Annotated in this window: 17 protein-coding genes and 3 pseudogenes; 13 read left to right on the forward strand and 7 right to left on the reverse strand. The window is 69.7% G+C overall.

Going from position 1 to position 24481, the window contains the following annotated elements:
* Positions 1-327: 327 nt before the first annotated feature.
* The 7 genes from ACFY16_RS40415 (at position 328) to ACFY16_RS40445 (ending at position 8069) form a co-directional block, all read left to right on the forward strand.
* Positions 328-1227: an SDR family oxidoreductase gene (locus ACFY16_RS40415; protein ID WP_390652235.1), complete on the forward strand. Its 900-nt coding sequence runs from the start codon at positions 328-330 to the stop codon at positions 1225-1227.
* 138 nt (positions 1228-1365) lie between these two features.
* Complete coding sequence (locus tag ACFY16_RS40420; protein ID WP_390652236.1) at positions 1366-2673, forward strand: AAA family ATPase; 1308 nt, start codon at positions 1366-1368, stop codon at positions 2671-2673.
* A gap of 181 nt (positions 2674-2854) precedes the next feature.
* Entirely contained in the window at positions 2855-3826 is a 972-nt protein-coding gene (locus ACFY16_RS40425) for a histidine kinase (protein WP_390652237.1), read from the forward strand.
* Between the two features lie 143 nt (positions 3827-3969).
* On the forward strand, positions 3970-4803 hold the full coding sequence (locus ACFY16_RS40430; RefSeq protein WP_390652281.1) for an alpha/beta fold hydrolase: 834 nt from the start codon (positions 3970-3972) through the stop codon (positions 4801-4803).
* A gap of 97 nt (positions 4804-4900) precedes the next feature.
* A complete protein-coding gene (locus ACFY16_RS40435; protein WP_390652238.1) occupies positions 4901-5107 on the forward strand; it encodes a hypothetical protein in 207 nt (68 codons plus the stop codon).
* Between the two features lie 88 nt (positions 5108-5195).
* Positions 5196-7544, forward strand: a complete 2349-nt coding sequence (locus ACFY16_RS40440) for an FdhF/YdeP family oxidoreductase (RefSeq protein WP_390652239.1) — start codon at positions 5196-5198, stop codon at positions 7542-7544.
* A 162-nt stretch (positions 7545-7706) separates the two neighbouring features.
* Positions 7707-8069, forward strand: coding sequence for a cytochrome ubiquinol oxidase subunit I (locus ACFY16_RS40445; protein ID WP_390652240.1), 363 nt, complete (start codon positions 7707-7709; stop codon positions 8067-8069).
* A 75-nt stretch (positions 8070-8144) separates the two neighbouring features.
* On the opposite strand, the pseudogene ACFY16_RS40450 reads toward ACFY16_RS40445, so the two are convergent.
* Positions 8145-8462: pseudogene (locus tag ACFY16_RS40450) on the reverse strand (hypothetical protein); the annotation flags it as partial.
* Positions 8463-9003: 541 nt separating this feature from the next.
* Here ACFY16_RS40450 and ACFY16_RS40455 point away from each other — a divergent pair.
* Positions 9004-11694, forward strand: a complete 2691-nt coding sequence (locus ACFY16_RS40455) for an ATP-binding protein (RefSeq protein WP_390652282.1) — start codon at positions 9004-9006, stop codon at positions 11692-11694.
* A gap of 211 nt (positions 11695-11905) precedes the next feature.
* Here ACFY16_RS40455 and ACFY16_RS40460 read toward each other — a convergent pair whose 3' ends face one another.
* Positions 11906-12940 carry a DUF4331 family protein gene (locus ACFY16_RS40460; protein ID WP_390652241.1) on the reverse strand — a complete coding sequence of 345 codons (1035 nt, stop codon included), beginning with the start codon at positions 12938-12940 and terminating at the stop codon, positions 11906-11908.
* Between the two features lie 152 nt (positions 12941-13092).
* Positions 13093-15945: a LuxR C-terminal-related transcriptional regulator gene (locus ACFY16_RS40465; protein WP_390652242.1), complete on the reverse strand. Its 2853-nt coding sequence runs from the start codon at positions 15943-15945 to the stop codon at positions 13093-13095.
* Between the two features lie 983 nt (positions 15946-16928).
* On the opposite strand from ACFY16_RS40465, the gene ACFY16_RS40470 reads away from it, so the two are divergent.
* The 3 genes and pseudogenes from ACFY16_RS40470 to ACFY16_RS40480 form a co-directional block, all read left to right on the forward strand.
* Entirely contained in the window at positions 16929-17279 is a 351-nt protein-coding gene (locus ACFY16_RS40470; protein ID WP_390652243.1) for an SsgA family sporulation/cell division regulator, read from the forward strand.
* 280 nt (positions 17280-17559) lie between these two features.
* The gene (locus tag ACFY16_RS40475) at positions 17560-18114 is read left to right on the forward strand and encodes a hypothetical protein (RefSeq protein WP_390652244.1); all 555 of its coding nucleotides are present in this window, start codon (positions 17560-17562) and stop codon (positions 18112-18114) included.
* Positions 18115-18265: 151 nt separating this feature from the next.
* A pseudogene (locus ACFY16_RS40480) lies at positions 18266-18517 on the forward strand (ketol-acid reductoisomerase); the annotation flags it as partial.
* Positions 18518-18606: 89 nt separating this feature from the next.
* On the opposite strand, the gene ACFY16_RS40485 reads toward ACFY16_RS40480, so the two are convergent.
* Positions 18607-19503 carry a PrsW family intramembrane metalloprotease gene (locus ACFY16_RS40485; RefSeq protein WP_390652245.1) on the reverse strand — a complete coding sequence of 299 codons (897 nt, stop codon included), beginning with the start codon at positions 19501-19503 and terminating at the stop codon, positions 18607-18609.
* Between the two features lie 1121 nt (positions 19504-20624).
* Positions 20625-21380, reverse strand: a complete 756-nt coding sequence (locus ACFY16_RS40490) for a TetR/AcrR family transcriptional regulator (protein WP_390652246.1) — start codon at positions 21378-21380, stop codon at positions 20625-20627.
* Between the two features lie 260 nt (positions 21381-21640).
* Between ACFY16_RS40490 and ACFY16_RS40495 the strand changes: the two genes are divergently transcribed.
* A complete protein-coding gene (locus ACFY16_RS40495) occupies positions 21641-22648 on the forward strand; it encodes an aldo/keto reductase (protein ID WP_390652247.1) in 1008 nt (335 codons plus the stop codon).
* A 205-nt stretch (positions 22649-22853) separates the two neighbouring features.
* Here ACFY16_RS40495 and ACFY16_RS40500 read toward each other — a convergent pair whose 3' ends face one another.
* Positions 22854-23225, reverse strand: a complete 372-nt coding sequence (locus ACFY16_RS40500; protein WP_390652248.1) for a winged helix-turn-helix transcriptional regulator — start codon at positions 23223-23225, stop codon at positions 22854-22856.
* A 253-nt stretch (positions 23226-23478) separates the two neighbouring features.
* Here ACFY16_RS40500 and ACFY16_RS40505 point away from each other — a divergent pair.
* A pseudogene (locus ACFY16_RS40505) lies at positions 23479-24121 on the forward strand (NAD(+) kinase); the annotation flags it as partial.
* Here the strand turns inward: ACFY16_RS40505 and ACFY16_RS40510 are convergent.
* Positions 24114-24443 (reverse strand): nuclear transport factor 2 family protein, encoded by a 330-nt coding sequence (locus ACFY16_RS40510; protein WP_390652249.1) that lies wholly within the window; start codon positions 24441-24443, stop codon positions 24114-24116. The pseudogene ACFY16_RS40505 and the gene ACFY16_RS40510 overlap by 8 nt on opposite strands.
* Positions 24444-24481: the final 38 nt, after the last annotated feature.

The following is a 24481-nucleotide window of genomic DNA, read 5'->3' on the forward strand; positions in this document are numbered from 1 at the left end:
CGCCGGCCCTCCGCGCCACTCTCGCCGGACTCGTCGGCCAACCACTGGCCGACCCACCCACCTGCCAAGACTCGCCGGCACCCGGCCACCCGGTCTGATCGACGCCGGCACCCGGCCACCCGGTCTGATCGACGCCGGCACCCTCGCCCGGCCGCCGGCAACCCCGCGGCCCACTCACCGGCATCGGGCTTCCGACCCTGCCGGCCCCCGGCCCCGCCCGATGGAAACTCCCGGCCGACCCCGCCGATCCCGCAGGCCCGGCCGATCCTCACTCTTCTTCCACCCTCACTCCCTCAGCAACCCGCCTTCGCGGTCAAGGAGATTCCCATGAGCAACATCGTCGTCATCACCGGTGCCTCCAGCGGCTTCGGCGCCCTCACAGCCCGCGCCCTCGCGGACGCCGGCAACACCGTCTACGCCGGTATGCGTGAGACCGCCGGCCGCAACGCGCCGCAGGTGCAGGCCGCGGCCGACTACGCCAAGGAACACGGAGTCGACCTGCGCTCCATCGAACTGGACGTCAACTCCGACGACTCCGTCGGCACGGCGATCAAGCAGGTGATCGAGGAGCACGGCCGTATCGACGTCGTGATCCACAATGCCGGCCACATGGTCACCGGGCCCGCCGAGGCCTTCACCCCGGAGCAGTTCGCCCAGCTCTACGACATCAACGTGCTCTCCACGCAGCGGGTCAACCGTGCCGTGCTGCCGCACCTGCGGAAGGCCGGCCGCGGCCTGGTCGTCTGGGTCTCCAGCTCCAGCGTCAAGGGCGGCACCCCGCCGTACCTCGCCCCGTACTTCGCCGCCAAGGCCGCGATGGACTCCCTCGCGGTCAGCTACGCCGGTGAGCTGGCCCGCTGGGGTGTGGAGACCTCGATCGTGGTGCCCGGCTCCTTCACCAGCGGCACCAACCACTTCGCCCACTCCGGCCACCCGGCCGACGGTGCCGTCGAGGCGGAGTACGAGACTGAGTACCCAGGCCTGCTCCAGCAGGTCTCGCAGAAGCTCGCCGCGCTTGCCCCGGAGGGCGCCGAGGCCTCGCTGGTCTCCGACGAGATCGCCCGCATCGTGGCCCTGCCCTTGGGCGAGCGCCCCTACCGCGTCCACATCGACCCGGCGAACGACGGCTCCGAGGAGGTCTCGAAGGTTGCCGACCGCATCCGCCGGGAGTTCCTCACCCGCATTGACCTGGCGGATCTGCTGAGCGTGCATCCGGCCGGCGCGTGACACGGCGCACCACCGGGCGAGGGGCCGACCCACTGGTCGGCCCCTCGCCTTTTTGGTGTCTCCGAGAACTAAGTCAATGGTAGTGAGTAGGTCAACTAACTGCAGTTTCGTTAGGTGCTGCATGAGCCAGGGGACTCCATGCTGGATCAGAAAGCGGCGCCGGCACGGCTGTTCGGCCGTGACGCGGAGCTGCAAGCGCTCGACGCCTTCTTCTCCCGCGCCCGCCGGGACGGCGCTGTCCTGCTGCTGAGCGGGGAGGCGGGCGTCGGCAAGAGCGTTCTGCTGGACGCGGCGGTGGCCGCTGCGGAAGCCGCCGGGGCCCGGGTCATCCGCGCCACGGGCGTGCAGTTCGAAGCCGACGTCAGCTATGCGGTGCTCAACCAGCTGCTGCTGCCCCTCGCTCCGGGCTTCGCCCGTCTCGCCGAGGACGAGCGCAACGCGCTGATGGTGGCGCTGGGCCTGCTGTCGGGCCGGGTGCCTGACCGCACCGCGATCGTCCAGGCCTGCCTGGACGTGCTGCGGCACGAGGCCGAACAGCGACCGCTCCTGCTCGTCGTCGACGACCTGCCCTGGATCGACCGGCCGACCACCCTCGTCCTCGAACATCTCGCGCACCACCTCGCAGGCAGCCGGATCGGACTGCTCACGGCCTCCCGGACCGGCGAGGACAGCCACGTCGACCCCAGCGGCCTGCCCGCACTGCATGTGACGCCGGTCGACGCCGCCGCCGCCGACGAACTGCTGCGCAGCGCCTTTCCCGAGATGGGGCTGCGGGTGCGGCGGCGCATCCTCACCGAAGCGAGGGGCAACCCACTCGCGCTGCTGGAACTCGCCGAGGCGCTCGACCCCAGCCAGTTGTCGGCCCGCGCGGCGCTCCCCGAAGTGCTGCCACTCACCAAGGGCATCGAGGCGCTGTTCGCCTCGCGCATCACACAGCTGCCCGAGCCCACCCGGGACGCCCTGCTGCTGGCAGCGCTGGAGGGCAGCGGCGACCTGGGGCTGCTGCGGCGCACCGCGACCGCGGTCACCGCGGTCACCGCGGACACCACGGACTCCGCGCTCATCCCGGCACAGGCCGTGAAGCTGATCGAGATCGACCGGACCGCCAACCGTGTCCTGTTCCGTCATCGGCTGGTGCGGTCGGCCGTGGTCGAGTCCTCGACGAACGTGGAACGGCGACGCGTGCACCGCAGGCTCGCCGACTTCTTCACCCGTGACACCGAGCGCCGGGCCTGGCACCTGGCCGAGTCGTCCGTGGAGCCCGACGAGGCGGTCGCCGCCCTCCCGAGGGACTGGCCCTGTCCAAGGCGCACGGCTACGACTTCATCAGCTACTACTTCCTCTTCCACGAGGCGCTGCTCGCCGCGACCCGCGCCGACTGCCCGGCCTGCGCGCAGCTCTGGCATGGCCGGGGACATGCCCCTGACCTGGCCGGATTCTTACTGACGTCAAATGACGGATGCTTTACGTCGGCGCCGGCTGCGACAGTCGTGTCATCAGCGGCGAAGAAGCCGGGCACGACGAATCAGCCGGGCAGCGGGTGTGGCCGACAGCGGGGGACGTGCCTGATCCGTCGCGGCCGTGATCGAGGCACGTTCTCGAAATCCCAAGGGGAAGGGGCAGCGCGATGACGTCAATCGCCGATGAGCTGGGAAATATCCTTGACGTCATTCAGCAGCCGGCCTGGGCGGTGGACGCCGAACACCGGGTGTCCTATGCCAATCCACCGGCTGCCGAGTTGATGGGCTACAAGCGTCCCGCCGACCTGCTGGGCACCGAAGGCAGACCGGCCGAGTACCCCCTCGCGTGGGCGCCGCTTGCCTCCTCCCACCGGCGCGGCACGCTCACCCACGCGGACGGCACCCTCCTGCCGGTCGAGTGGGCCGTGATCCCCCTGACCCGGCCGGGCGCCGTCGCCGTGTACGTCTTCCGCGCGGGCGTCGGCACCCCCGCCGCCACCCAGGAGCCCAAGGAGGCGGGATCACTGCGGGCACTCGCCGCACGGCTCGACACCGGCCGGCACCGCGGCGCCGCGGGTTCGCTGCAGCACGGTGCCCAGGAACGCCTGGCCTCGTTGCTGCTCGGCCTGAACCTGGCGCGTGAGCACCTGGGCGCCGGCCCTGTCCCCTCCCCGGCGGCCGATCTGCTCGACGGCGCGATCCGGGATGCCGAGGAGGCACTGGGCCACGTCAGGGATGTCACGGCCGAGCTGTATCCGGGCGTGCTGCGACTGCGCGGACTCCCGGCCGCGCTCACCGCGCTCGCGGGACAGTGGCCGGTTCCCGTCGGCATCTCCGGCAACCTGCGGGAACGGCTGCCGGACACGGTGGAGATGCACACATACTTCCTGGTCCGGGAAGCGCTCGGCAGGGCGGTGCACGGAGCCCGGGCCAGCAGGGTGCAGGTGGTGACGGACCTTGACCTGGATCTGGTGGTCACCGTGGCGGACGACGGCGCCGCCCCCGACGCGGGACTGGACTCGGAGCCTCTGGCGGCCATGGCCGACCGGGTGGCCGTACTGGACGGGGCGCTCAGCGTGCGGCATGTGTCGGGGGAGGGCACCACCGTGTGTGCCGTCATCCCGGTCCAGTCGCACTGACTACTGAGCCACCCTCAGGGACTTCCTCGGCGACGACTGAACCGGACGCACGTGACAGGAGCATTCCTCACACGTTCATGTGATGCGCGAGCGGCCGGATGACATCAAGCTGAGTCACAGACAATCCACGAAAGGTGTGTGTCATGTCGTTCGTTACGGTGGGACACGAGAACTCCGGCTCGATCGAGTTGTACTACGAGGACCATGGCAGTGGTCGTCCGGTAGTGCTGATCCACGGATATCCGTTGAACGGGCATTCGTGGGAGAAGCAGGAGCGGGTGCTGCTGGAGGCGGGATATCGGGTGATCACGTATGACCGGCGGGGCTTCGGCCAGTCGAGTCAGCCGACGGTGGGCTATGACTACGACACGTTCGCGGCGGATCTGAAGGTGCTGCTGGAGCATCTGGACCTGCGGGACGTGGCGCTGGTCGGGTTCTCGATGGGTACGGGTGAGGTGACGCGTTATCTGGGCCGGTACGGTTCGGAACGGGTGTCGAGGGCGGCGCTGCTGGGTGCGATTCCTCCGTTCCTTCTGAAGACGGAGGACAACCCGGAGGGTGTGGACGCGTCGGTGTTCGAGGGGATCAAGGCGGCGGTTCTGAAGGATCGTCCGGCGTATTTCAAGGATTTCCTGGACAATTTCTACAACGTCGACATGTACGCGGGGACGCGTATCAGTGATCAGGCGTGGCAGAACAGTTTCAATGTGGCGGTGGCGGCGTCGGCGTGGGCGGCGTATGCGTGTGTGGACACGTGGCTGACGGATTTCCGTGAGGATCTGCCGAAGATCGATGTGCCGACGCTGCTGGTGCACGGGGACGCGGACCGGATCCTGCCGTACGAGAACACCGCCAAGCGGCTGCCCGGGCTGATCGAGGACCTGACGTTCGTCACGGTCGAGGGCGGCCCGCACAACATCGCCTGGACCCACCCCGAGGAAGTCAACACGGCCCTGCTGGACTTCCTCGCCAAGTGAGCACCGGACCGGAGCCCACCCAGGGCCGCCGGCCCGGCCGGAGCGGAACCCCCGGCACCTGCTGACCCTCGCGGCCGGCGCGGCGAACGCCTTCGGGTTGCTCGCCCTCGGCGTCTTCACCAGCGTCGTCACCGCCAACTCCGCACCGCTCGGCCTGCTTCTGGACAGTGCCCACCTGGCCGCCGCCGGCTCCGTCGAGGTAGACCCGCTCGGCTACCTCGCCGGGGCGGCGGCCGAGGCCCTGGTGTCGGCGGGCCGGGGCCGCATCCCCGGGACGGGCATCCGGGGCGGACTGCTCCTTTGAACGCGGGAGTGGGGAGTCGCTTTACGTCACCCGTCTCCGAGTCATCCCTCCCGGGCCACGGTCCCCTTCCACAGAGAGAGCGCACGACATGACCGCATCCGAAGTCGACCCGACGCCGAACCCGCAGGACGGCGCCGTTGGCCGCTCGGCCACCGGCGGCGATGGACCGGCCGACGACAAGCAGCCGTCCCACCGTCCCTATCACCACCCCGCCGCCGGCTGGGGCGCCGCCAAGAGCGTCGGCCGGGTGCTGATCAAGGAACGGGCGCTGTTCGAGGGGCCCCGGGCCATCCTCAGGATGAACCACGAGAACGGCGGTTTCGACTGCCCGGGCTGCGCCTGGCCGGACGACACCAAGGGCCTCAAGCTCGACATCTGCGAGAACGGCATCAAGCACGTCACCTGGGAGATGACGTCCAAGCGGGTCGGCGCCGACTTCTTCGCCCGGCACACCGTCTCCGAGCTGTCCGAGTGGTCCGACTTCGCGCTGGAGGACCAGGGCCGGCTGACCGAGCCGTTGGTGTACGACGCCGCGAGCGACCGGTATGTGCCGATCACCTGGCAGGACGCTTTCGACCTGGTCGGCTGCGAACTGCGTGCCCTCGCCGGCCCCGACGAGGCCGCCTTCTACACCTCGGGCCGGTTGAGCAACGAGGCGACGTTCCTGTACCAGCTGATGGCCCGCGAGTTCGGCACCAACAACCTGCCGGACTGCTCCAACATGTGCCACGAGGCGTCCGGGCGGGCCCTCCAGGCGGCGCTCGGCACCGGCAAGGGAACCGCCGACCTCAAGGACTGGGAGACCGCCGACGCCCTGTTCGTCATGGGTGTCAACGCCGCCTCCAACGCGCCCCGCATGCTGACCGCGCTCGCCGAGGCCTACCGCCGCGGCGCGCAGATCGTGCACGTCAACCCGCTTGTCGAGGCCGCCGCGACCAGCACCATCGTGCCGCACGAGTTCACCGACATGGCGCTGTTCAAGGCCACCCGCACCAGCACCCTCAACCTCCAGGTGCGCTCGGGCGGCGACATGGCCCTGCTGCGCGGCATCGCCAAGGCGGTCCTGGAGGAGAGCCGCACCGACCCCAAGGCGCTCGACAAGGAGTTCATCGAGCGCTACACGCACGGTTTCGAGGCCTACCGCGCCCTGTGCGAGGCCACCCCCTGGGAGGAACTGGAGGAGCAGTCCGGCCTCACCCGGGCCGACATCCTCAAGGCCGCCGAGATCTACTCCCGCTCCGACCGCACCCTGATCAGCTGGTGCCTCGGCCTCACCCAGCACGAACACGGCGTGGACACCGTCCGCGAGATCGTCAACGTCCTGCTGCTGCGCGGCAACCTCGGCCGCGAGGGCGCCGGTCCCTCCCCGGTGCGCGGGCACAGCAATGTGCAGGGCAACCGTACCTGCGGCATCGACCACCGGCCCCGGCCGGACTTCCTGGACCGGCTCGCCGACGCCTGCCGCATCGACCCGCCCCGCGAGCACGGCATGGACACCGTCGATGCCATCGAGGCCATGAACCAGGGCCGGGTGAAGGTCTTCGTCGGCATGGGCGGCAACTTCGTGCTGGCCGCGCCCGACACCGCGTACACCTCCCAGGGCCTGCGGAACTGCGAACTGACCGTGCAGGTGAGCACCAAGCTCAACCGCAGCCACCTGGTGCACGGCAAGAAAGCGCTGATCCTGCCGTGCCTCGGCCGCACCGAGAAGGACCACCAGCGGCGCGGACTGCAGTCCGTGTCCGTGGAGGACTCCATGAGCATGGTGCACCTGTCGGTCGGCATGAAGAAACCGGCCTCCCCGAACCTGCTCTCCGAGCCTGCCATCATCGCGGGCATGGCACGGGCCACCCTCCCGAACAGCGCGACCCCTTGGGAGTCATACATCGAGGACTACGACCGTATCCGCGACACCATGGCCCAAGTCCTCGACGGATTCGAGGACTTCAACCGCCGGGTGCGGCTGCCGCTGGGCTTTCGCATCAAGCAGCCCGCCCGCGAACTGGTCTTCCTCACCCCCTCGGGCCGCGCGGAATTCTCCGCCGCGCCGCTGCCCGAGGCACCCCCGCAGGACGACGTGCTGATCCTGCAGACCATGCGCAGCCATGACCAGTGGAACACCACCATCTACTCCGACAACGACCGCTACCGCGGTATCAGCAACCTGCGCACCCTCATCCTGATGAACGGCGACGACATGCGCGCCCGCGGCATCAAGCCCGACAGCCTCGTCGACATCACCGCCACTGCCCGGGACGGCAGCAAGCGGTACCTCAAGCGCTACCGGGCGATCGAGTACAGCATGCCGAGGGGGTGCGCCGCTGGATACATGCCAGAGATGAACGTGCTGATCGCCGTCGGCGACTACAGCCGCCAGAGCAACCAGCCCCTGATGAAGAACATCAAGGTGCGGGTCGCGCCCAGCTCCGAGGGCTGATTCCCGTCTCGCCGGCCGGCATCGGCGGCACGACCTCGGTGGTCGCAGCCAACGTGTGGATGCACCAGCCCGGCGGCATCCCGGTAGAGCAGGGCAAGGTGGTCGCCGTACGGCCCGTGGAGGTGTTCTGCAACCGGCGCCTTCTGGTTGAAGTTCTGGCACATGCTCCTCGCCGCGTACATCGTCGCCGGGTTCGTCGTGGCCGGCGTCCAGGCAGTGGGCATGCTGCGCGGCCGGCGCGACCGCTACCACCCGGTGGGCTTCCTCACCGGGTTCGTCACCGCGGCCCCGGCGCTGCCGGTGCAGATCATCGTCGGCGACACCGTCGCCCGGCAGCTCTTCGACGACGAACCCGCGAAGTTCGCGCCGATCGCACTGCTGCCCGGCACCGGCTCCCATGGGCCCGAGACCCTGGGCGGCGTGCCGGCCGAACTGCTGGCGGTCGTCGCCGCGGCCTTCGACCGGGCGCCGGTGAACCGGGCCGGAGCCGAGACGTCCGGTCGTGGCCCGGCATGCGAACGGTGACGCGCACGCCGTACGGCGGTGACACGCGGGGCGTACGGCGGACGTCTCAGGCCTGGTCCGGGCCCGGTCCGCCGCCCAGGCCCGGTCCGCGGTCCGGCAGGTCCGCGCGTTCTCCTCCCAGTCCCGGTAGAACCGCCGGGCCGCCGGGGCCAGGAAGACGAAGCGGAGCAGGTTTCTTCGAGTGCCCATGGCAGAGAGCAAGGCTTTCGCCGCGCCGTTGGCGGCCAGGATGTCGAACCGCGGACCCAGGATTACCGCCGGAGTGCTCCAGGAGTCGATGAGCCGGACCAGATGCGCGGCAGCGCGGTCGTCCGCCGGCGCACAGCCGCCGCGCCTGCGCAGCCACTGACAGATGGGCGAGGAGTTCGGGATGACCGTGCGCTCCCGGCACATCGGCGCGCAGCTCGGAGCCGGCCCACGACTCGGGCACCGAGATCTGCGCCTACGGCACGACCGTGGTCCTCGCTCCGGCGGCCTGATCCGGAAGGCGTCGGCGCGGCGTCATGGTGGCGTGGGAGGACGACGGTCGTTCCACGCCACCCTCTTTCTTCCCGGAATCACCTGTACCGCTTCGGGAATTGCATTCGGAGACATACCAAGCCTGTGCGTTTTCTGTTTTCGTCGGCAAGCGCTGGGTGTTTTCCGGCCATGCGCCGCTCACCCTGGTCACCTGCCGGGCCGCGCCGTCGTCGCCATCATCCCTGGCGAGAGGCCGTCTCAGACATCGAGATAAAGCTGTCTCGCCTGACGACCTGGAAGAAACATGCTAACTTTTGGACACTGTGTTCGGTTGGTCCATGCAGAGGTAAAGGTCGGAAAGTCCTGACAGCCCCGGTCGCGCCGCCTATTGGGCCGGCATCGCGGGAAGAGACGGGAGCTGCTGGGGGACATGCTGTATGGGCGTGAGGCCGAACTTCGGCTGCTGTCGGAGCTGATGTCCCGAAGCTCCGCTGGGGAGGGCGGCGCCCTGCTGCTGCGCGGAGAAGCCGGCATCGGGAAGACGAGCCTGCTCCAGGCGGCCCGGGAGGCTGCCGTCGCCGGGGGTTGCCGCGCACTGTCGGCGCTCGGCGTGCAGTCCGAGGCGTCCGTCCCCTTCGCCGGACTGCACCAACTGCTCAACCCGGTCCTGCTCGACCACGTCCCCTCCCTCCCGGCGCGTCAGCGTGAGGCGCTGGCCGCGGCCTTCGGGATGGCCGGCGGCCCGGCGCCCGAGATGTTCTCGGTCGGGCTCGCGTCGCTCGAGCTGATCAGCGGTATGGCCGACACATCCCCTGTCCTCCTCGTCGTGGACGACGCGCAGTGGATCGACAGACCGAGCAGTGAGGTTCTCGCCTTCGTCGCCAGGCGGCTGGAGGCAGAGCGGGTCGTCATGGTACTGGCGGTGCGCGACGGGCATGAGACCGTGCTCAACGACGTCGGCCTGCCGGAACTCGAGCTGGAGAGGCTGGACGACGACGCGGCGACGCAGCTTCTCGCGGCACGTGCGCCGAGTCTCGATCGGACCGTCCGTGACCGTCTTCTCGCCGAAGCCGCCGGCAACCCACTGGCGCTGGTCGAACTTCCGGCGGCGCTCAGCGGAAACGCAGACGTCCCGCAGACCCTGAAACCGTGGCTGCCGACCTCCCGTCGCCTGGAGCAGTCGTTCCTGTCCCGTGCCTCGTCGCTGCCGGATTCGGCCCGAACCGTCCTGCTGATCGCCGCGGTTGACGACGAGGACGATGTCACCGAGATCCTGCGGGGCGCAGAGCTCCTGGACGGCACATCTCTCTCGGTCGATTCCCTGGCACCTGCCATCAAGGTGGGGCTGATCGAGTTGAGCGGCCACCGAGTTCGCTTCCGGCACCCCCTCATTCGCTCCGCCATCTACAACGCGGCCCCGCCATCGAGACGACTGGCAGGGCACGCAGCGCTGGCAACGGCGCTGGCAGGGCACCAGGAACGCCGGGCGTGGCACCGTGCCGCCGCCAGCCCCGGTCCGGACGACGAGGTCGCGCTCGACCTGGAAGCGGCCGCGTCCAAGGCGTTGCAGCGGGGCGCTCCGCGCGCCGCGGCTGAGGCGCTGCACCAGGCAGCCCTGCTCAGCACCCCGGACACGCACCAGGGGCGCCTCCTGCTGCGCGCGGCGGAGATCAACTTCGAGCTCGGCGACGCCACCGTCGCAAGACGGCAGTTCGCCCAGGCGCAATCCGCGAAGCTCGAAGGAGGGGAACGCCTGCGACTCACCTTGTGGATGGAGGCGCTCAATGAGGAGAGCTGGTTCGGTCCGGACCGGGTACGGGGCTTCGCCGCCGTGGCGGACGAGTTGGCCGGTGTCGAGAGCGATGGCGCGAGGCTCGCGCTCAGGGCACTGAGTCCTTTGTCCACGGGCTGCTGGTACGGCAACCCGGACCAGGAGACGCGCAGCCTGGTCGTCAGGACAGCCCGGCGTCTCCAGAGGGACGACAGTGACCTTCCTATGGTCCTGTCCATCGCCGCCAGCGCGGATCCAGTCGGAGAGACAGCCTCGATCATCAACGAGGTGGCCCGTATAGGGCCGGAGTCCGTGCCACCCGTCGAACAGCACGCCCTGGGTGCCGCGCTGACGGCCATATGGGCGTTCGAGTTGTCCTGGCCGTACCTGTGCGCGGCCGTCGACAGCCTGCGCCGGCAAGGACAGCTGGGGCTGCTCGGCGAGGCCCTGGCATCGCAGACGTGGGCGGCGATCCACCTCGGCAAGCACCGGCTTGCGAGATCGGCGGCTGACGAGGCCAGACGGCTGTCCCGGGACACCGGCCGGCCGCGCTGGGCACTCGTCGCCGACCTCGCCATGGCCACTCTGGCCGGTGAGCGCGGCGAATCCGAAACCGCGAAAGAGCTCATTCTGGCGGCCGAAACGGAGCTGCTGTCGATCGGTGCCCAGTCCATTCTCAGCTTCGTTCAGTTCACCCGCGGACGCATCGCGCTGGCGAACAATCAGTACAACGAGGCCTTCGAACAGCTGGCCAGGGCGCTGGACCCGTCCGACGTCACCTATCACCCGTTCGTGGGCTACTGGGGGATCGCCGACCTGATCGAGGCGGCGACTCGCACCGGCCGCGACAGCGAAGCCCAGCATTATCTTGCCCAACTCGACGCCCTGGCCGAGAAGACCACCGCGCCCTACCTGAAGGCCATGGCCGCCTACGCCCGCCCTCTCGTGGCCCCCGACGAGCACGCCGAGCCGCTCTACGAGCAGGCGCTGGCCGGCCGACTGTCGCACTGGCCGTTTCACCGAGCGCGGCTGCTATTGGCCCACGGCAGGTGGCTGCGGCGCCAACGCCGCGTCACAGACGCCCGGCGCCCGCTGCGGGCGGCCGTGGAGAGCTTCGACGCGCTGGGTATCAAGGCGATGAGCGAGGACGCCCGCGCTGCGCTTCGTGCGTCGGGCGAAGCAGTCGGCCGACCGACGAGTGACACGCTGGACAGACTCACCCCGCAGGAACTGCAGATAGCCAAAATGGCCGCCACCGGCATGAGCAACCGTGAGATCGGCACACGGCTCTTCATCTCTCACCGCACCGTCGGCGAACACCTCCGCCGGATCTTTCCGAAGCTCGGCATCACATCTCGCGGTCAGCTGCACCTTGCCGATCTGGGCGGCGACTGACGCCCCCTCCGCACGACGCCCGGGGACGGCCGAGGCCGACCCGGTGCAGCAGAGCCAGCGGCACCACGGTGACCGCGGCGCCGGCCCCCGCCGCCGGCGTGTGCCCGCCCCGCGTAGGCCAGGCGCGGCACCGCGGGATCCTCGGGCGGCAGCCCGAACATCGAGCGTGCGGGCCTGACCTGAGGCCCGCACGGCCTCTTCCGTCAGACCGTCACGCCGCCGGCGGCACGTACGGGAAGGTCTTCGAGGGCTTGGCAGTGATCGACTCCTTGCCGATCCCGAGGGTCACCGGCGTGTTGCTCGCGAAGGAGAACATGACGTCCGGTGCGTTGTCCGTGAGCGTACGGCCGTTCCACTGGGCGAACCCGTAGGAGGCCGGGGTGCCGACCACGTAGGGCAACACATTGGGGAGGATCCTGTCCACGACCGTCTGCGCGTAGGCCTCGGGGTCCTCGGCGGTGCCGTAGGCGCGGACCACACCGGCCACCGACTCGGTGAGCGCCTTGCCGTACAGCTCGACGTCGCGGGCCGGCGTGTTCTCGTTGAGACGGTCGCCGAGGGACTCGTTGTACTGGGTGAAGAGCGGGTGGATCATCGGCAGGCCGGCCCGGTTGATCGGGCGCCAGCCACCGGCGTCCGTGGCCAGGAACGCGACGGCCCATACGTCGACCTTGCGGTCCGCACCGGCGATCGGCAGCAACTCCTCGTCGGCGACCTCCAGGACGATGGAGTGGACGGTGTGGCCCGCGAACAGGTTCGTCGCCTGCTTCGGGTCCCAAGCGGAGAGATCGACCTTGGTGCCGTCCTGGAAGGCGTGGCCGACGGCGTGCAGGACGTCCGGCTCGATCCAGAAGGGGTCGCCCGCCTTGCCGACCCAGGCGCGGCTGCCACCGGGGAGTTCCAGGGTCTCGCCCGTGCGGCCCCGTCCGATGACCGTACCCTCGGCGAAGTCGTCCCGGGCGTCGGGACCGGTCAGGCGACGTACCTCGTAGGTCTGGACGCCGCTCGCGTCGGCCTCGGCGAAGGTGAAGCGGTAGGTGACGTCCTCGACGGCGTCACCATTGGAGTCGATCTTGAACTCGTACTTGCCCTCCGGGTGCAGACCTCGGGGGATGTCCTCGCCGGCGAGCGAGTGGCTGTGGTCCGTGACGAACGCGGTGCCCTGCTCACCTCGGAACACGTACAGGTCCGTGATGTCCAGGCGGGGGTCCTGGCGGGCGATGGGGGAGTCGAGGTGGTGGGACATGGTGTTCTCGCTTTCGTGTCGAAGCCGTGCTCCACAGTCTGGTGAGATGACGTATCGCCATCTGTCGAGAGCGCTCCAGAGTTGGCTGAGCGCGACCCACACGGCTGGTGTGGGGTTAACCCGACAGCGTCGGTGGAGCGGCGCTGTGCGGGTCAGGAGGCGAATTCGGCGGGCTGGTCGACTTCCTGGAGGTAGAGGCGCGCCAGCTGAACCCGCGAGCGGATGCCCAGCTTCTCGAAGGCGTGGCGCACATGGGTGTTCACGGTGTGTGGTGACAGGAACAGCCGTTCCGCCGCCTGCCTGTTGGTCGCCCCGTGAGCGATCAGGCGTACGACGCCCAGTTCGGACGGCGTCAGTCCACGCCATCCGGCGTCCGGTGCGGCGGCGGCCGCGGTGGGCTTGACGCCCAGCTTGCGCAGTCGGCTGCGCGCGCGCCGGCTGTCCCGCTCGGCGCCGCAGGCCTCGTACCCCTCCAGTGCCCGCTCCAAGCAGGCCCGTGCTTCGGCGGCGTCGGTCGTCGTCAGGAGTGCCCCCGCGTCCTCCCAGGCCTGTGCCCTGAGCAGCGGTCGTGCGCTCCCGTATCGCTCGGCCGCATCCCTGAGCCGGGCCCGGTCGCTGTCGAGGACACCGCGGGCATGCGTGGCCGCTGCCTCGAAGAGGGGGAGAGGGGCGTTGCGTCGGGCCCGGTGCTCGGCGAATTCGACGGCGGACTCCGCGATGTCACGCAGGTCGCAGGCCAGTGCCACCCGGACGAGCAGGACGGTGTCTCCGGGGTCGATGGCGGCAGCGTGGGTGAAGCCGCGCATCAAATGCCGTGCTGCCTCGATGAGTTGATCTGACGTCAGGTATTTTCCGCGGTAGACCGCGGCGAGCAGGGCGATCCATGACCCGGTGCGGCGCTGCTGCGGATCGTCGCTCGACAGGAAGTCGTCGGCCCGTGCCGCGCAGGCTTCGATTCCCGCGTCGTCTCCGGTGTGGAAGGCCACCCGCGCCCTGATGTGCAGGGCCGTCGGCTCTCCGGTGAACGGCAATCCGGTGGCCGCGATCACCTCGTCGGCGGCCGCCAGTTCGCGTGTCGCCGCGGCCAACTGCCCGCCGTCCAGCAGCAGCCGGGCGTGTCCGGTGCGCCACAGGGGCAGCAGTGCCTGCCGACCGCGCTGCTCCGCCTCGTCGATCGCCCCCTCGACCAGGTCCCGCGCTCCTCGGTCGTCCCCGGACAGGCTCAGCAACGAGGCACGCCAGCTCGTGGTGAGGGCGACCTCGGGAAGGGCGGCGGCGCGAGTCGGGTCGAGCCGCGCGATGCCCGCTGCCGCCATGTCACCGTGCCGGATGGCATCCGCCCAGTTCTGCCGGCGGGCGGCCCCCATCGACTGCAGGGTCCGGTGTGTCAGTTCACTGACCGGGTGCACACCGCGCGCCCTCATCAGGGATTCCGCGACGGCACCGCCGGCCTCCTCCACCTCGCCCGCCAGCAGACGGTTGAGCATGGTGATCGACAGCAACTGGTCCTTCACGGAGACCGGAACGTCCCGCCGGCGATGGACATGGCGGACGTGGACCTCCGGCTGGTGTACGCCGAACTGGCTGCCCATACGGGCCAGTTCGAGACAGATTCGGGCGTGGGTGACGGGATCGGGCGGTGCCTGGAGCACGTCGCCGGCCAGGTCACGCGCCTCGGCGACCTCGCCGGTCTGCCACAGCAGGGGGACGAGTTCCGCCGACAGGCGCTGACGCTCGGGGCACACGCCCTCGGTGAGTTCCACGGCACGCCTGAGGTAGCGGGCGGCGGTGCCCGGCGCGACGGAGGCAAGCTCCTGTGCGGCGTCCCGCAGGATGCGTCCCGCCCAGGCGTCGCCGGGTTCGGCGATGCCGATCAGCTCGGCGGCCAGTGACACCGTTGGCACGCCCGCCTTCACCCGGACCTCGACCGAGCGCCTGCGGAGGGACAGGTGCATGGGCCGTGGGAGTGTCCCGGCGACCGCCTCACGCAGCGGGGCGTGCGGGAAGGACAGACGGTCGTCTCCGGCGTGCAGCAACCGGGCGGCCAGGGCCTCACTGAGGGGCGCGAGCAGTGCGGGTTCGGGGCGGTCGAGTACCTGGGACAGGTGCTGAACGGTGAGCCTGTCACCCAGCACCGAGGCGATCAGCACCAGTTCCCGCGCGTCTTCGGAAAGCTGGTCGAGACGGCGGGTGACCAGCCAGGTGAGCACCGCCTGTACGTCGGCCGGGCCCGCCGGTGCGCACGGGTCGGTGGGGGAGACGTCCCGGAGGTACGCGCACAACTGCCCTACCGTTCCCGGGAGTCCGTCGAGGTAGCGCAGGTACGGCGCGGCGACGGCCGCGTGCGGGCCCAGAAGGTCCCGCGCCATCTGCCGTACCGCCTCCGGGGCGAGCGGGGGCAGCGCGAGCTGGGTGGCCTGCCGGGTGAACAGGTCGCGGCGCAGGGCCTGCACGGCCGGTGCGTCCGGGTGTGTCCGGGAGGTGAGCACCCACAGCAGCGGAAGCCCGGCGAGCTGGACCGTGAGCGTGCGCACCGCGAGCAGGGTCAGGTCGTCGCAGTCGTGTACGTCGTCGACGAGCAGGACGACCGGCCGGTCACGGGTGAGTTCGCGCAGCCGGGCGGCGACTTCCCGCAGCAGCCAGTAGGAGCTGCCCTCCCCCTGGCGGGCGCGGGCGCTCAGCCCTTGGGCGAAGTCGTCCGCCTCGACGGTGAGCGCGTCCAGCAGCGGTGCCAGGGGAGTCATCCGCCCGTATGCCACCGCGGCGCCGGTGAGCACCCGCGCTCCCGCCAGAGCCGCTTCGTTCCCGGCACAGGCCAGCATGCGGGACTTTCCGGCTCCGACCGGCCCCTCGATCCACAGGACTCCGCCGCCGTTGCGGTGGACGTGCCGGCGTACCCATTGGGTGAGCCTTTCCTGCTCCGCTCTGCGCCCGCGCACGGGGAGCGAGGCCACTGAATCGACGGCGCCGGACGTCGTCCGCAGGGCGTCAATCGCGTGGCTCAAGGCAACCTCCAGGGGTCCGTGTTCGCTGCGAGTCGACGGGGGCGCGAAACCGCAAGGCGTCAGTGCCGGGGGAGCCGGCAACCGACGGCCGGCCACGGGACACACGACGCCCCGTGGCCGGCCGACCGGGCACAAGGCCGCCATTCCCCCTGCCAGGGGCGCAGCCTTCCCCGCGTCATCCGACATAGTGGGCAATCCGTCGCCGCTCTGGCTGTCGAGACCGCCTGAGAGGTGGTTCGGGAGCTCCCCATGGCAGATGTCGGGACAACCCCACAGGGTGGCCCCGCACGGGGATTTGGGGCCCGTCGACCGAGAGGGGCGGGCGCTTTCCGGCATGTGCGTTCCCACAGGTCCCGCCGTGTGGTTGTGGGGTCCTCCCCAGGACGGCCGCCGGGACGTCCCGTGGGCGGTGTCCGGGCCGCACTACAGCCGGGGCGGCGGATCCGTCGCGACACTTGAGGCGGCGTACACCGGAACGTGACCGTGACATGGCGGACGGTGGTCGGCCGGCCCGGCGGCACGACGATGACGTCGGATGCCGATGAGGACACTGCCGGGTGCGCTGGGCGCACCCGGCCGGGAGAAGCGGGAAGTGAACAGATGGCACAGCTGCACACCGCACGGTTCGAGGATCGGTCTGTTCCTCACCGGGCGATGGTGAGTGCGGTCGGCGGGATCCGTGTGGGCCGCCGCGCGCCAGGCCGGCCGGAGCCCTGATCTCGGTGAGCGTCGGCACCACCCTGTTGGCCTGGTGGAGGCTGTCGGCGCCTCGCGTCGCCGCGGCAGGGTGCTGCTTCTGTGCCCGCTGCGCTGAATCAAGCGGCTACCGCAGTACGCGGTTTTCCCGGGGCGATGCGCCACATTGCGTCGGGGCAATTCCCAGCACGGTACGGCGGGCGATCCGCTCGGTCCACAGGAGGACTCAAATGGCGAAGTGCAGCCTCACAATCCACATCACCCATTGGGTCGCCCGGCGTCTGCCCATGTCGATTGCGTGTGAGTTCTCGTTCAACTCCGCCGATCCGCTGGCCGTCACCCTGATCTTCGACTCCGATGGGGAGTATCCGCTGCGCTGGGTGTTCGCACGCGAGTTGGTGACCGAGGGGCTTACCACCCGATCGGGCCAGGGCGAGGTGAAGATTTGGCCGGTCCACTGCGAGGGCCGGCGTTCCCTGTGGGTGCAGGTGGGGAACCTCCGTACCGGTCACACGGCACTCTTCGAGCTGCCCGCTCAGCCGGTCGCCCAGTGGCTCGCCCGCTCCTACGCCCTGGTTCCGCGGGGCCGGGAGATGGAGGACGCGGACTGGAGCGAGCTGACGCAGCTGATCCAGTGATTCCGTACAGGTTTCATCAATCGCAAGTCGAGTAAGTCATTAACGCAGGCACATGTGCCCGGGTAAGTCAGGTGACTTCTCGAAGCCAAGTGAGGCACTTGGTTCACTTTCCCTCTGTGGTAACACAGTGCGAGGTCGGTGCGTGAGACCGGACCAGCCACGGCACTGGGACGAGGCGTAGTATCTGTGGGAGCGACTGAGCCACGCCCCCTCAGTAACCGCATGACATACATCGACATAGAGCCTTCGTCCGAGAGCCGAACCAAGGAGGGTCTGCTGCATGCCTGACGCCAGCCTGACCACCACTGAGCTGTTGACGCATTACAGTTCCCAGTTGACACAGGACCTTGAACGCAATGTGCAGGAACAGGACCAGGTTCGAAACGAGATCCAGGCACTTCAGGCTCGCCTGCTGACTCTCCAGCACGACCACACCGTGCTCGCGACCATGCAGCAGGCACTGGAGAGTGGCATCCCGCTCCAGCAGGTCCCCACGTCGTCCCCTTCGCAGGGCTACGACCTGCCCGCCGTCTCCGCAGCGGGTGCCACGCGGAGGAGGCAGCAGTCACCGACCCTGGTGGCCCTGATCCGCGCGTACCTCGCCGAGCAGTCGGAGCCGTGTTCCGCGGCGGAGGTCGCGACCGCGCTGAGCGAGGCGCACCCGGACCGTGTCATCAAGACGACCGTGGTGCGCACCACGCTGGAAGGGCTTGTCGCCCGGAGCAGCGCGCAGCGTCTCAAGCAGGGGCACTCGGTGTTCTACCTGGGCCTCGAGAAGGGCGGGGAGAAAGCGGACGGCAGCGATGCGGGTGACGACATCCCCGCCGGGGGCTGAGGGCGCTCGCTCCGCGTGCCGCGGGGACCACGTTCCGCCGACCGGGCCGAGCGGGGTCCCCGTGCCCACGGCGAAATCGTTGGGCGGAGTGTCATGCGCATGACATACCCGGCACCGGCTGACGTTGCCCCCTGTGAGCAACTGGTGAGCGCTGACCCCGGCGGAGGCCGCCGCCGAGGCCGACGTCATCATGATCCTCATCCCGGACCCGATCCAGGCCCAGGTCTACGAGGAGTCCATCGCCCCGAACCTGAAGGACGGCGACGCGCTGTTCTTCGCCCACGGCTTCAACATCCGCTTCGGCTTCATCAAGCCCCCGGCCGGTGTCGACGTCGCCCTGGTCGCCCCGAAGGGCCCGGGCCACCTGGTCCGCCGTCAGTACGTGGAGGGCCGCGGTGTTCCGGCTCGACCGCCTGGGCGTGACCAGCACTCAGTTCGCCTGCCGGTTCCACTCCGGGGGCGTCACACACGCGTACGGACGGCGGGTGATCGTCAAGATCGATCCGAAGACCGCCGCACCGGAGCCGTGGACGGAGAAGATCCGCGCAGTCCTGGAGTCGGAACTGCTGAGTCCGCGCTGACCCGCGGCGTGGCCAGCCGGTGCGTGGCGTAGATGAGGAAGGACAGGCTGAGTGCCGCCAGAATCACGTACGCGGTGTCGCTGTTGAAGCTGTCCCAGGCCGCGTGCAGCGCCACCGCGACGGCGTACACCAGGAAGAAGACGGCGATCGCCCGCTTGCGGTGGTGGCGCTGGGCCGCCGTCGCGGACCACAGCGCGGCGGACGTGAGCCCGGTCCAGGCCATGTGGGCCGCGGGACTCAGCAGGCCCCGGACCACGAGCAGATGGTCGACGGTCGTCAGGTCCCCGTTGGAGTTGAGGAGTTCGACGAACGCATAGCCCATGGTCTCGAACACGGCGAACCCGGCGCCGGAGGCCACTCCGATGAGCAGTCCGTCACCGGGGTGCCGGGCACGGATGATCAGCACGAGGAGGAACGGGACGATGAGCTTCGCGGCCTCCTCGATCAGGCCCACGGCGACCATCGGCAGGAAGTCCATCAGCAGCAGGGTCCGGTACTCCAGGAACCCGGCCGTGGTCACCCCGATCGCGCCGCCGGCCAGCGCGGTGGCCCCCACGACGCCCATGCCGACGCCGAAGTCCAGGCGCCGGCCCGCGACGAATGCGACGAAGGCCGCCGGGACCAGGGCCGCGCCGAAGAAGATGAGGGCCGGGACCAGGTTGGGGTTACGGGTGGAGACCAGTGCCGCGTGGATCAGCCAGAACAGCAGCAGGCCCGCCAGCAGGACGGCGAGCCATCCCCAGCGACGGCCGAACAGGAGCAGTCGGCTGCACCGCTCGGTGCGAGCCGGCTCTTGTGCGAGGGACACGGACACGATTCCTCCCCGGACAGATGGCGATGAGCCCGAGGGTGCCCCGACACCTGACCGTTGGCATCACACGTTCATGTGAAGATGACCGGCACGCCGAGGCGTTCGGTGGCTTCGGTCGCTTCGGTGTCGGGGTGGAGGGCAGAGAAAAAATGAATGCGCAGGCGATGGATACGGGCGCGCGTTGAGCGGAGAGCCGCACCGCTGTCCGCACCCGCCGGTCGGATTGCCGCTTGAGCGCACTGGCCTGTGCATAGACGCCCCTACGACAGTGCCTGACCCAAGTGGAACAGGCGGAGCCGCCGCGGACGACGATGCCGCTGCCCATCACCGAGGCGTACCAGTTGGGACCGAGGTTGCGGAACAGGTCGGCGGGGCGGTCGAGATCCCGCAGGAACCGGCGGGAGACGCGATGCGCGCGGCGCGTGGGCGAGGGGCGTGAGAGACGTGGTCATGTAGGAAACATGCTTCAGGGCGCGGAGCGCCGGTAGTGGGTTCCCATGTATCGGGTCGGAAGCATGATCTATGGCTGAGGTGTCCCCATGTGAGAAGGCGTGGGAGTCACCTACTGAGTTCCTTATCGCGCGAATGTGTGATGTTCGCCCGGCGGCGGCACGACAGCATGGGGTCCCGGACAGCAGGAAGGAGGCCCCCGATGTCTGGCTATCCGCACCGCAGGGACGACATGGCGGACCATCCGGACGCCTTCGAGATGCGCGAGCGCTACGCCCGTGTGCTCGGGGCGCACGCCGTGGCCCTGGTCAACGGCCCGGTCTTCCTGGTCGGCCTGTTCTTCACCACGTCCCCGTGGATCCTGCACTTCGCCGCGCGCAGGAGAAGAAGCCTGATGACCGATCCCGTTCCGTCGCGCCACGATCCCCGTCAGGGCTGGCGCACCGAAGGAGTGCAGGGCGGATCGTCGCCAGGTCGGGATCTGCCGGTCGGAGGCGGCATCGCACGGTGCGGCCGCGGTGTGCGGCCGGCTCGCAGCGATTCCGGGACGGCGGGTGGGGCTCGGCTGTCCTGTTGTCGCGGTGGCGTCGCCGTGGGAGGGCGTGGGGGAGTGGTCCGGGGCCGTGGCCCCGCGCCGGAAGCCGGGGCCAGCGCGGGTGGGGGGCGGGCTAGTCGGTGCCGCCGGGGACCGTGCTGGAGGCGAGACGGGTCAGCCACTCCGTCAGCAGCAGATGCTCGCCCGGGGTGAAGGGACGGTCGTCCTCGGCCTCGTCGAGCAGGGCCTTCAGGGCCACGGCGTGCCGGGCACCGTGGGCGGCTCGGGTGTCCTCGGCCGGAGCGGTGGGCTCCGCCTCCGTGACCAGGGCCGCCAGCACGGCCTCCCGTGTGTTCCGCGACAGACCCTCGTGTTCGGAGAGCCGCCCGGCCTCCTGGGCGCCGATCAGCGTGACCGTCACGCCGATGCCGGTGGCATGGATCATCTCCGCTGCCGCCTCCACGCCCATGCACAGCCGGCCGGACTCGGCGACCCGGGTCACCAGTTGCAGAAGGATGTCGTACGCCTCGTTCATCGCCGCGGCGCCCTCGCCGGGCCGGTGGGCGGTGTACAGGAGCCGGTACAGGGCCGGGTTGGCGAGGCCGAAGGCCACGTGCAGGTCCCAGCCCCGGCGCAGTTGCTCAAGTGGGTCACCGGAGGCGAGGTTGGCCTGCTTGTCGGCGAGATAGGCCGCGAGGCCGCGCCGGGCGACCTCGTCGAGCAGGCCCTGCATGTCGCCGAACTGCCGGTAGATCGTCTGTGCCTGTACCCCTGCGGCCGCGCTGACGGAACGGGTGGAGACCGCCTCCCGTCCGCCCTCGGTCAGCAGGTCCGATGCTGCCCGCAGGATGCGTTCGCGCGGCTGCGCGGTCGTGTCGATCGCTGTCATGCAATCAATGATAACGCTTGACCGTGATCGCCGTTATGTTATCGTCGATGTATCAAATGGGTGAGCGATGATTCGGTCGAAAGGTCGGCACGTCAGCGCCAGGGCGCCGCCGAGGAACTGCGGCTGCGCCTGGCCCGCCGGATGGGCGTCACCCGCCTGCTCGACCGCATCTGAACCGCCCCGCCCGCGTTCCCCGCGGCAGGAATCCCTCACCTTCGTCCCATCCTGAACGCACCACGTTTCCTAGAAGGAGAACCGTCATGACTGTCAGTCGGCGCAAGCTCGGCACGTTCGGCCCCGAGGTTTCCACCATCGGCCTGGGCGCCATGGGCATGTCGGACCTGTACGGTCCGGCCGACGACGCGGAGAGCATCGCCACGCTGCACGCCGCGATCGACGCGGGCGTCAACCTGATCGACACCGGCGACTTCTACGGCTCGGGCGCCAACGAGATGCTCATCGCCCGCGCACTGCGCGAGCGGCGGCGCGAGGACGTCGTGCTGAGCGTCAAGTTCGGCTCCCGTCGCACCCCCGACGGCGCCTTCCAGCCGGTGCCCTACGACGTATCGCCGGAAGCCGTCAAGGACCGCCTCGCCTACTCCCTGCGGCGCCTGGAGACCGACTACATCGACATCTACCGCCCGGCCCGGCTCAACCCGAACATCCCGGTCGAGGAGACCGTCGGCGCTCTGGAGGAGATGCGCCAGGCCGGCTACATCCGCCACATCGGCCTGTCCGAACTGGGCGCCGAGACCATCCGACGCGCGGCGGCGGTGGCCCCGATCAGCGACCTGCAGATCGAGTACTCGCTGATCTCCCGCGGTCCCGAGGAGTCGATCATCCCGACCCTGCGGGAACTGGGCATCGGCCTGACCGCATACGGCGTCCTCTCCCGCGGTCTGCTCAGCGGCCACTGGTCGTCCTCGCGCGAGCTCAGCGGCAACGACTTCCGCGCGCACTCGCCGCGCTTCCAGGGCGAGAACCTGGAGGCCAACCTGCGCCTGGTCGAAGCCCTCGGCCGGGTGGCCGAGCGCCTCGGCGCCACCACCAGTCAGGTGGCCATCGCCTGGGTCGCGGCCCAGGGCGACGACATCGTGCCGCTCGTCGGAGCCCGTCGCCGGGAGCGCCTGACGGAGTCGTTGGGCGGCGCCACCCTGACCCTCGACGCCGATGCGCTGAAGGAGATCGAGGAGGCGATCCCGTCCGGTGCCGCGGCCGGTGAGCGGTACGCCGCCCCCCTGCTGGCCACGCTGGACAGCGAGCGCTGAACCGGGTGCAGTACCTGCCTGTCACGGGCGCGGCCCACCTCCGCCGGGCCCGAGACAGACACCTGCGGGACACAGCCGGGCCCGTGCCAGTCACCCGGCCTCCCATGTACACAGTCAATGACACACACATGGCTGCCCGCACCGGCGGCAGGAGGCGGGCAGGGCGGATGAGGAGGCGGGCGCGGATCTGGACCCGGAGCCGGGCTCACTCCTCGAAGGTCTCCCAGGCCCGTTCGAATTGGTCCACCTCTGTTTCGAGGAGCGCGACCAACTCGACGGCCCGCCGCGCCACGGTGCTCCCGAGCGGGGACAGGCTATAAGTGACTTTGGGTGGGACGGAGGCCTCGACGTGCCGGTTGACCAGGCCGTCCCGGCGCAGTGTCAGCAGGGTCTGCGACAGCATCTTCTCGCTGATGCCCTCAATACGGCGTCGCAGTACGTTGAATCGGCATTCCCGCTGGTACAGGGCAGCCAGGACGAGGATGCCCCACCGGCCGGTCACGTCCAACAGCACCTGGCGAGAGAGGCAGTCCTTCGAGAACACACTGACTGTAGACCCGTCCTTCGTGGTCGTCATAACTCAGACACTATCCGGCCGAACCATAGTCATAAACTTACTCTATATCCAGGAACACATGACTGTCAGCCCTGAGCAGCCTGCACGGAGAAGGGCAGCGCTGACGCACGTGCCGACCTGGGCCGGGGAGTACTCCAGGGTGGGGCCGGTGAATCCGCCCTGCCAGCAGGTGACGTAATCACCAGCCGGGGCGTGGGGCAATCCCCCACAAGGTGCCGACGCGCCCGTCTCACATGGTGTCTCTCAGCGGGGCGGCCCCGCGCTGCCCGCCCCGCAAGTCCGGCCGGAAACCACGGAAGGCCAGGGCTGGGGTGCGGCCCTCGACGTCAGCGCCCTCAACGACGTGGTCCTGGAGGAGCTCGCCTGCGACCGGCAGGTCGGCGTCGGCGTCTACCTCGCGGGCCGGCTGCCGGCGTCCCACTCGGTGGGCGCGCTGACCGTGGCCACGCCCACCGGGTCCACCGCCTACAGCTTCGCCGCCGGGGGGCCCGGTGCTGTCCCTGCACATGGACGCGGTCGTCTTCACCTCCATCGCCCCGCACATGACCTTCAACCGCAGCATCGGCGCCGCGCCCGACGAAGTGGTCGCCCTGCGCATCCTGCTCCACTCCGGACAGGCCGCGGTGAGCGTCGACGGCCAGTTGGTGCGCGGGGTGCTCGACCCCGGTGACTGGATCGGGGTGTTCCGCGCTCCCGACCGAGTGCGGCTGATCCGGCTGCACCCCATCGACTTCTACGGCCAGCTCCGGGACCGGTTCCATCTGACCGACGCCCCCGCCACGGCCCCGGACGGACCGTCGGCGCTGTTCTTCCAACCCGAGACGCCGATCCCGCCCGACCTCGTCGGCATGCGGCTGCCCCCGCCGCCCGCCGCCCGCCCACCGCGGCTCAGCTGATGCGGAGGCTCGCGATCAGTCCGTCGCGCAGCTGGAAGTCCATGGGCCCGGTGCCGTTGTAGCCGTTGCCCGAGACCTTCAGCGTCACCAGATAGCGGTCGTCCTCGGACCCCTGCCGCGCCGAGACCAGGTCGAAGTGCGCATGTACGCCGACGTTGTCGGTCCGGTTCCACTCGCTCACCCCGCGGCGGCCATGGAACTCGCGCCCCCAGTCGTTCAGGTACGCGTCCGGCGCGAAAGCGGCCACGAAGGCCTCGGAGTCACCGGCGTTGGTCGCCTCGATGAACACGCGGATGGCGTCGGGCAGTTCGATGTCCGTCATGGGGATCGTCCCTCACAGGTGAAGAGCTGACACCAAGG

The sequence above is a fragment of the Streptomyces sp. NPDC001315 genome (genome assembly GCF_042896175.1).
Lineage (GTDB): Bacteria > Actinomycetota > Actinomycetes > Streptomycetales > Streptomycetaceae > Streptomyces.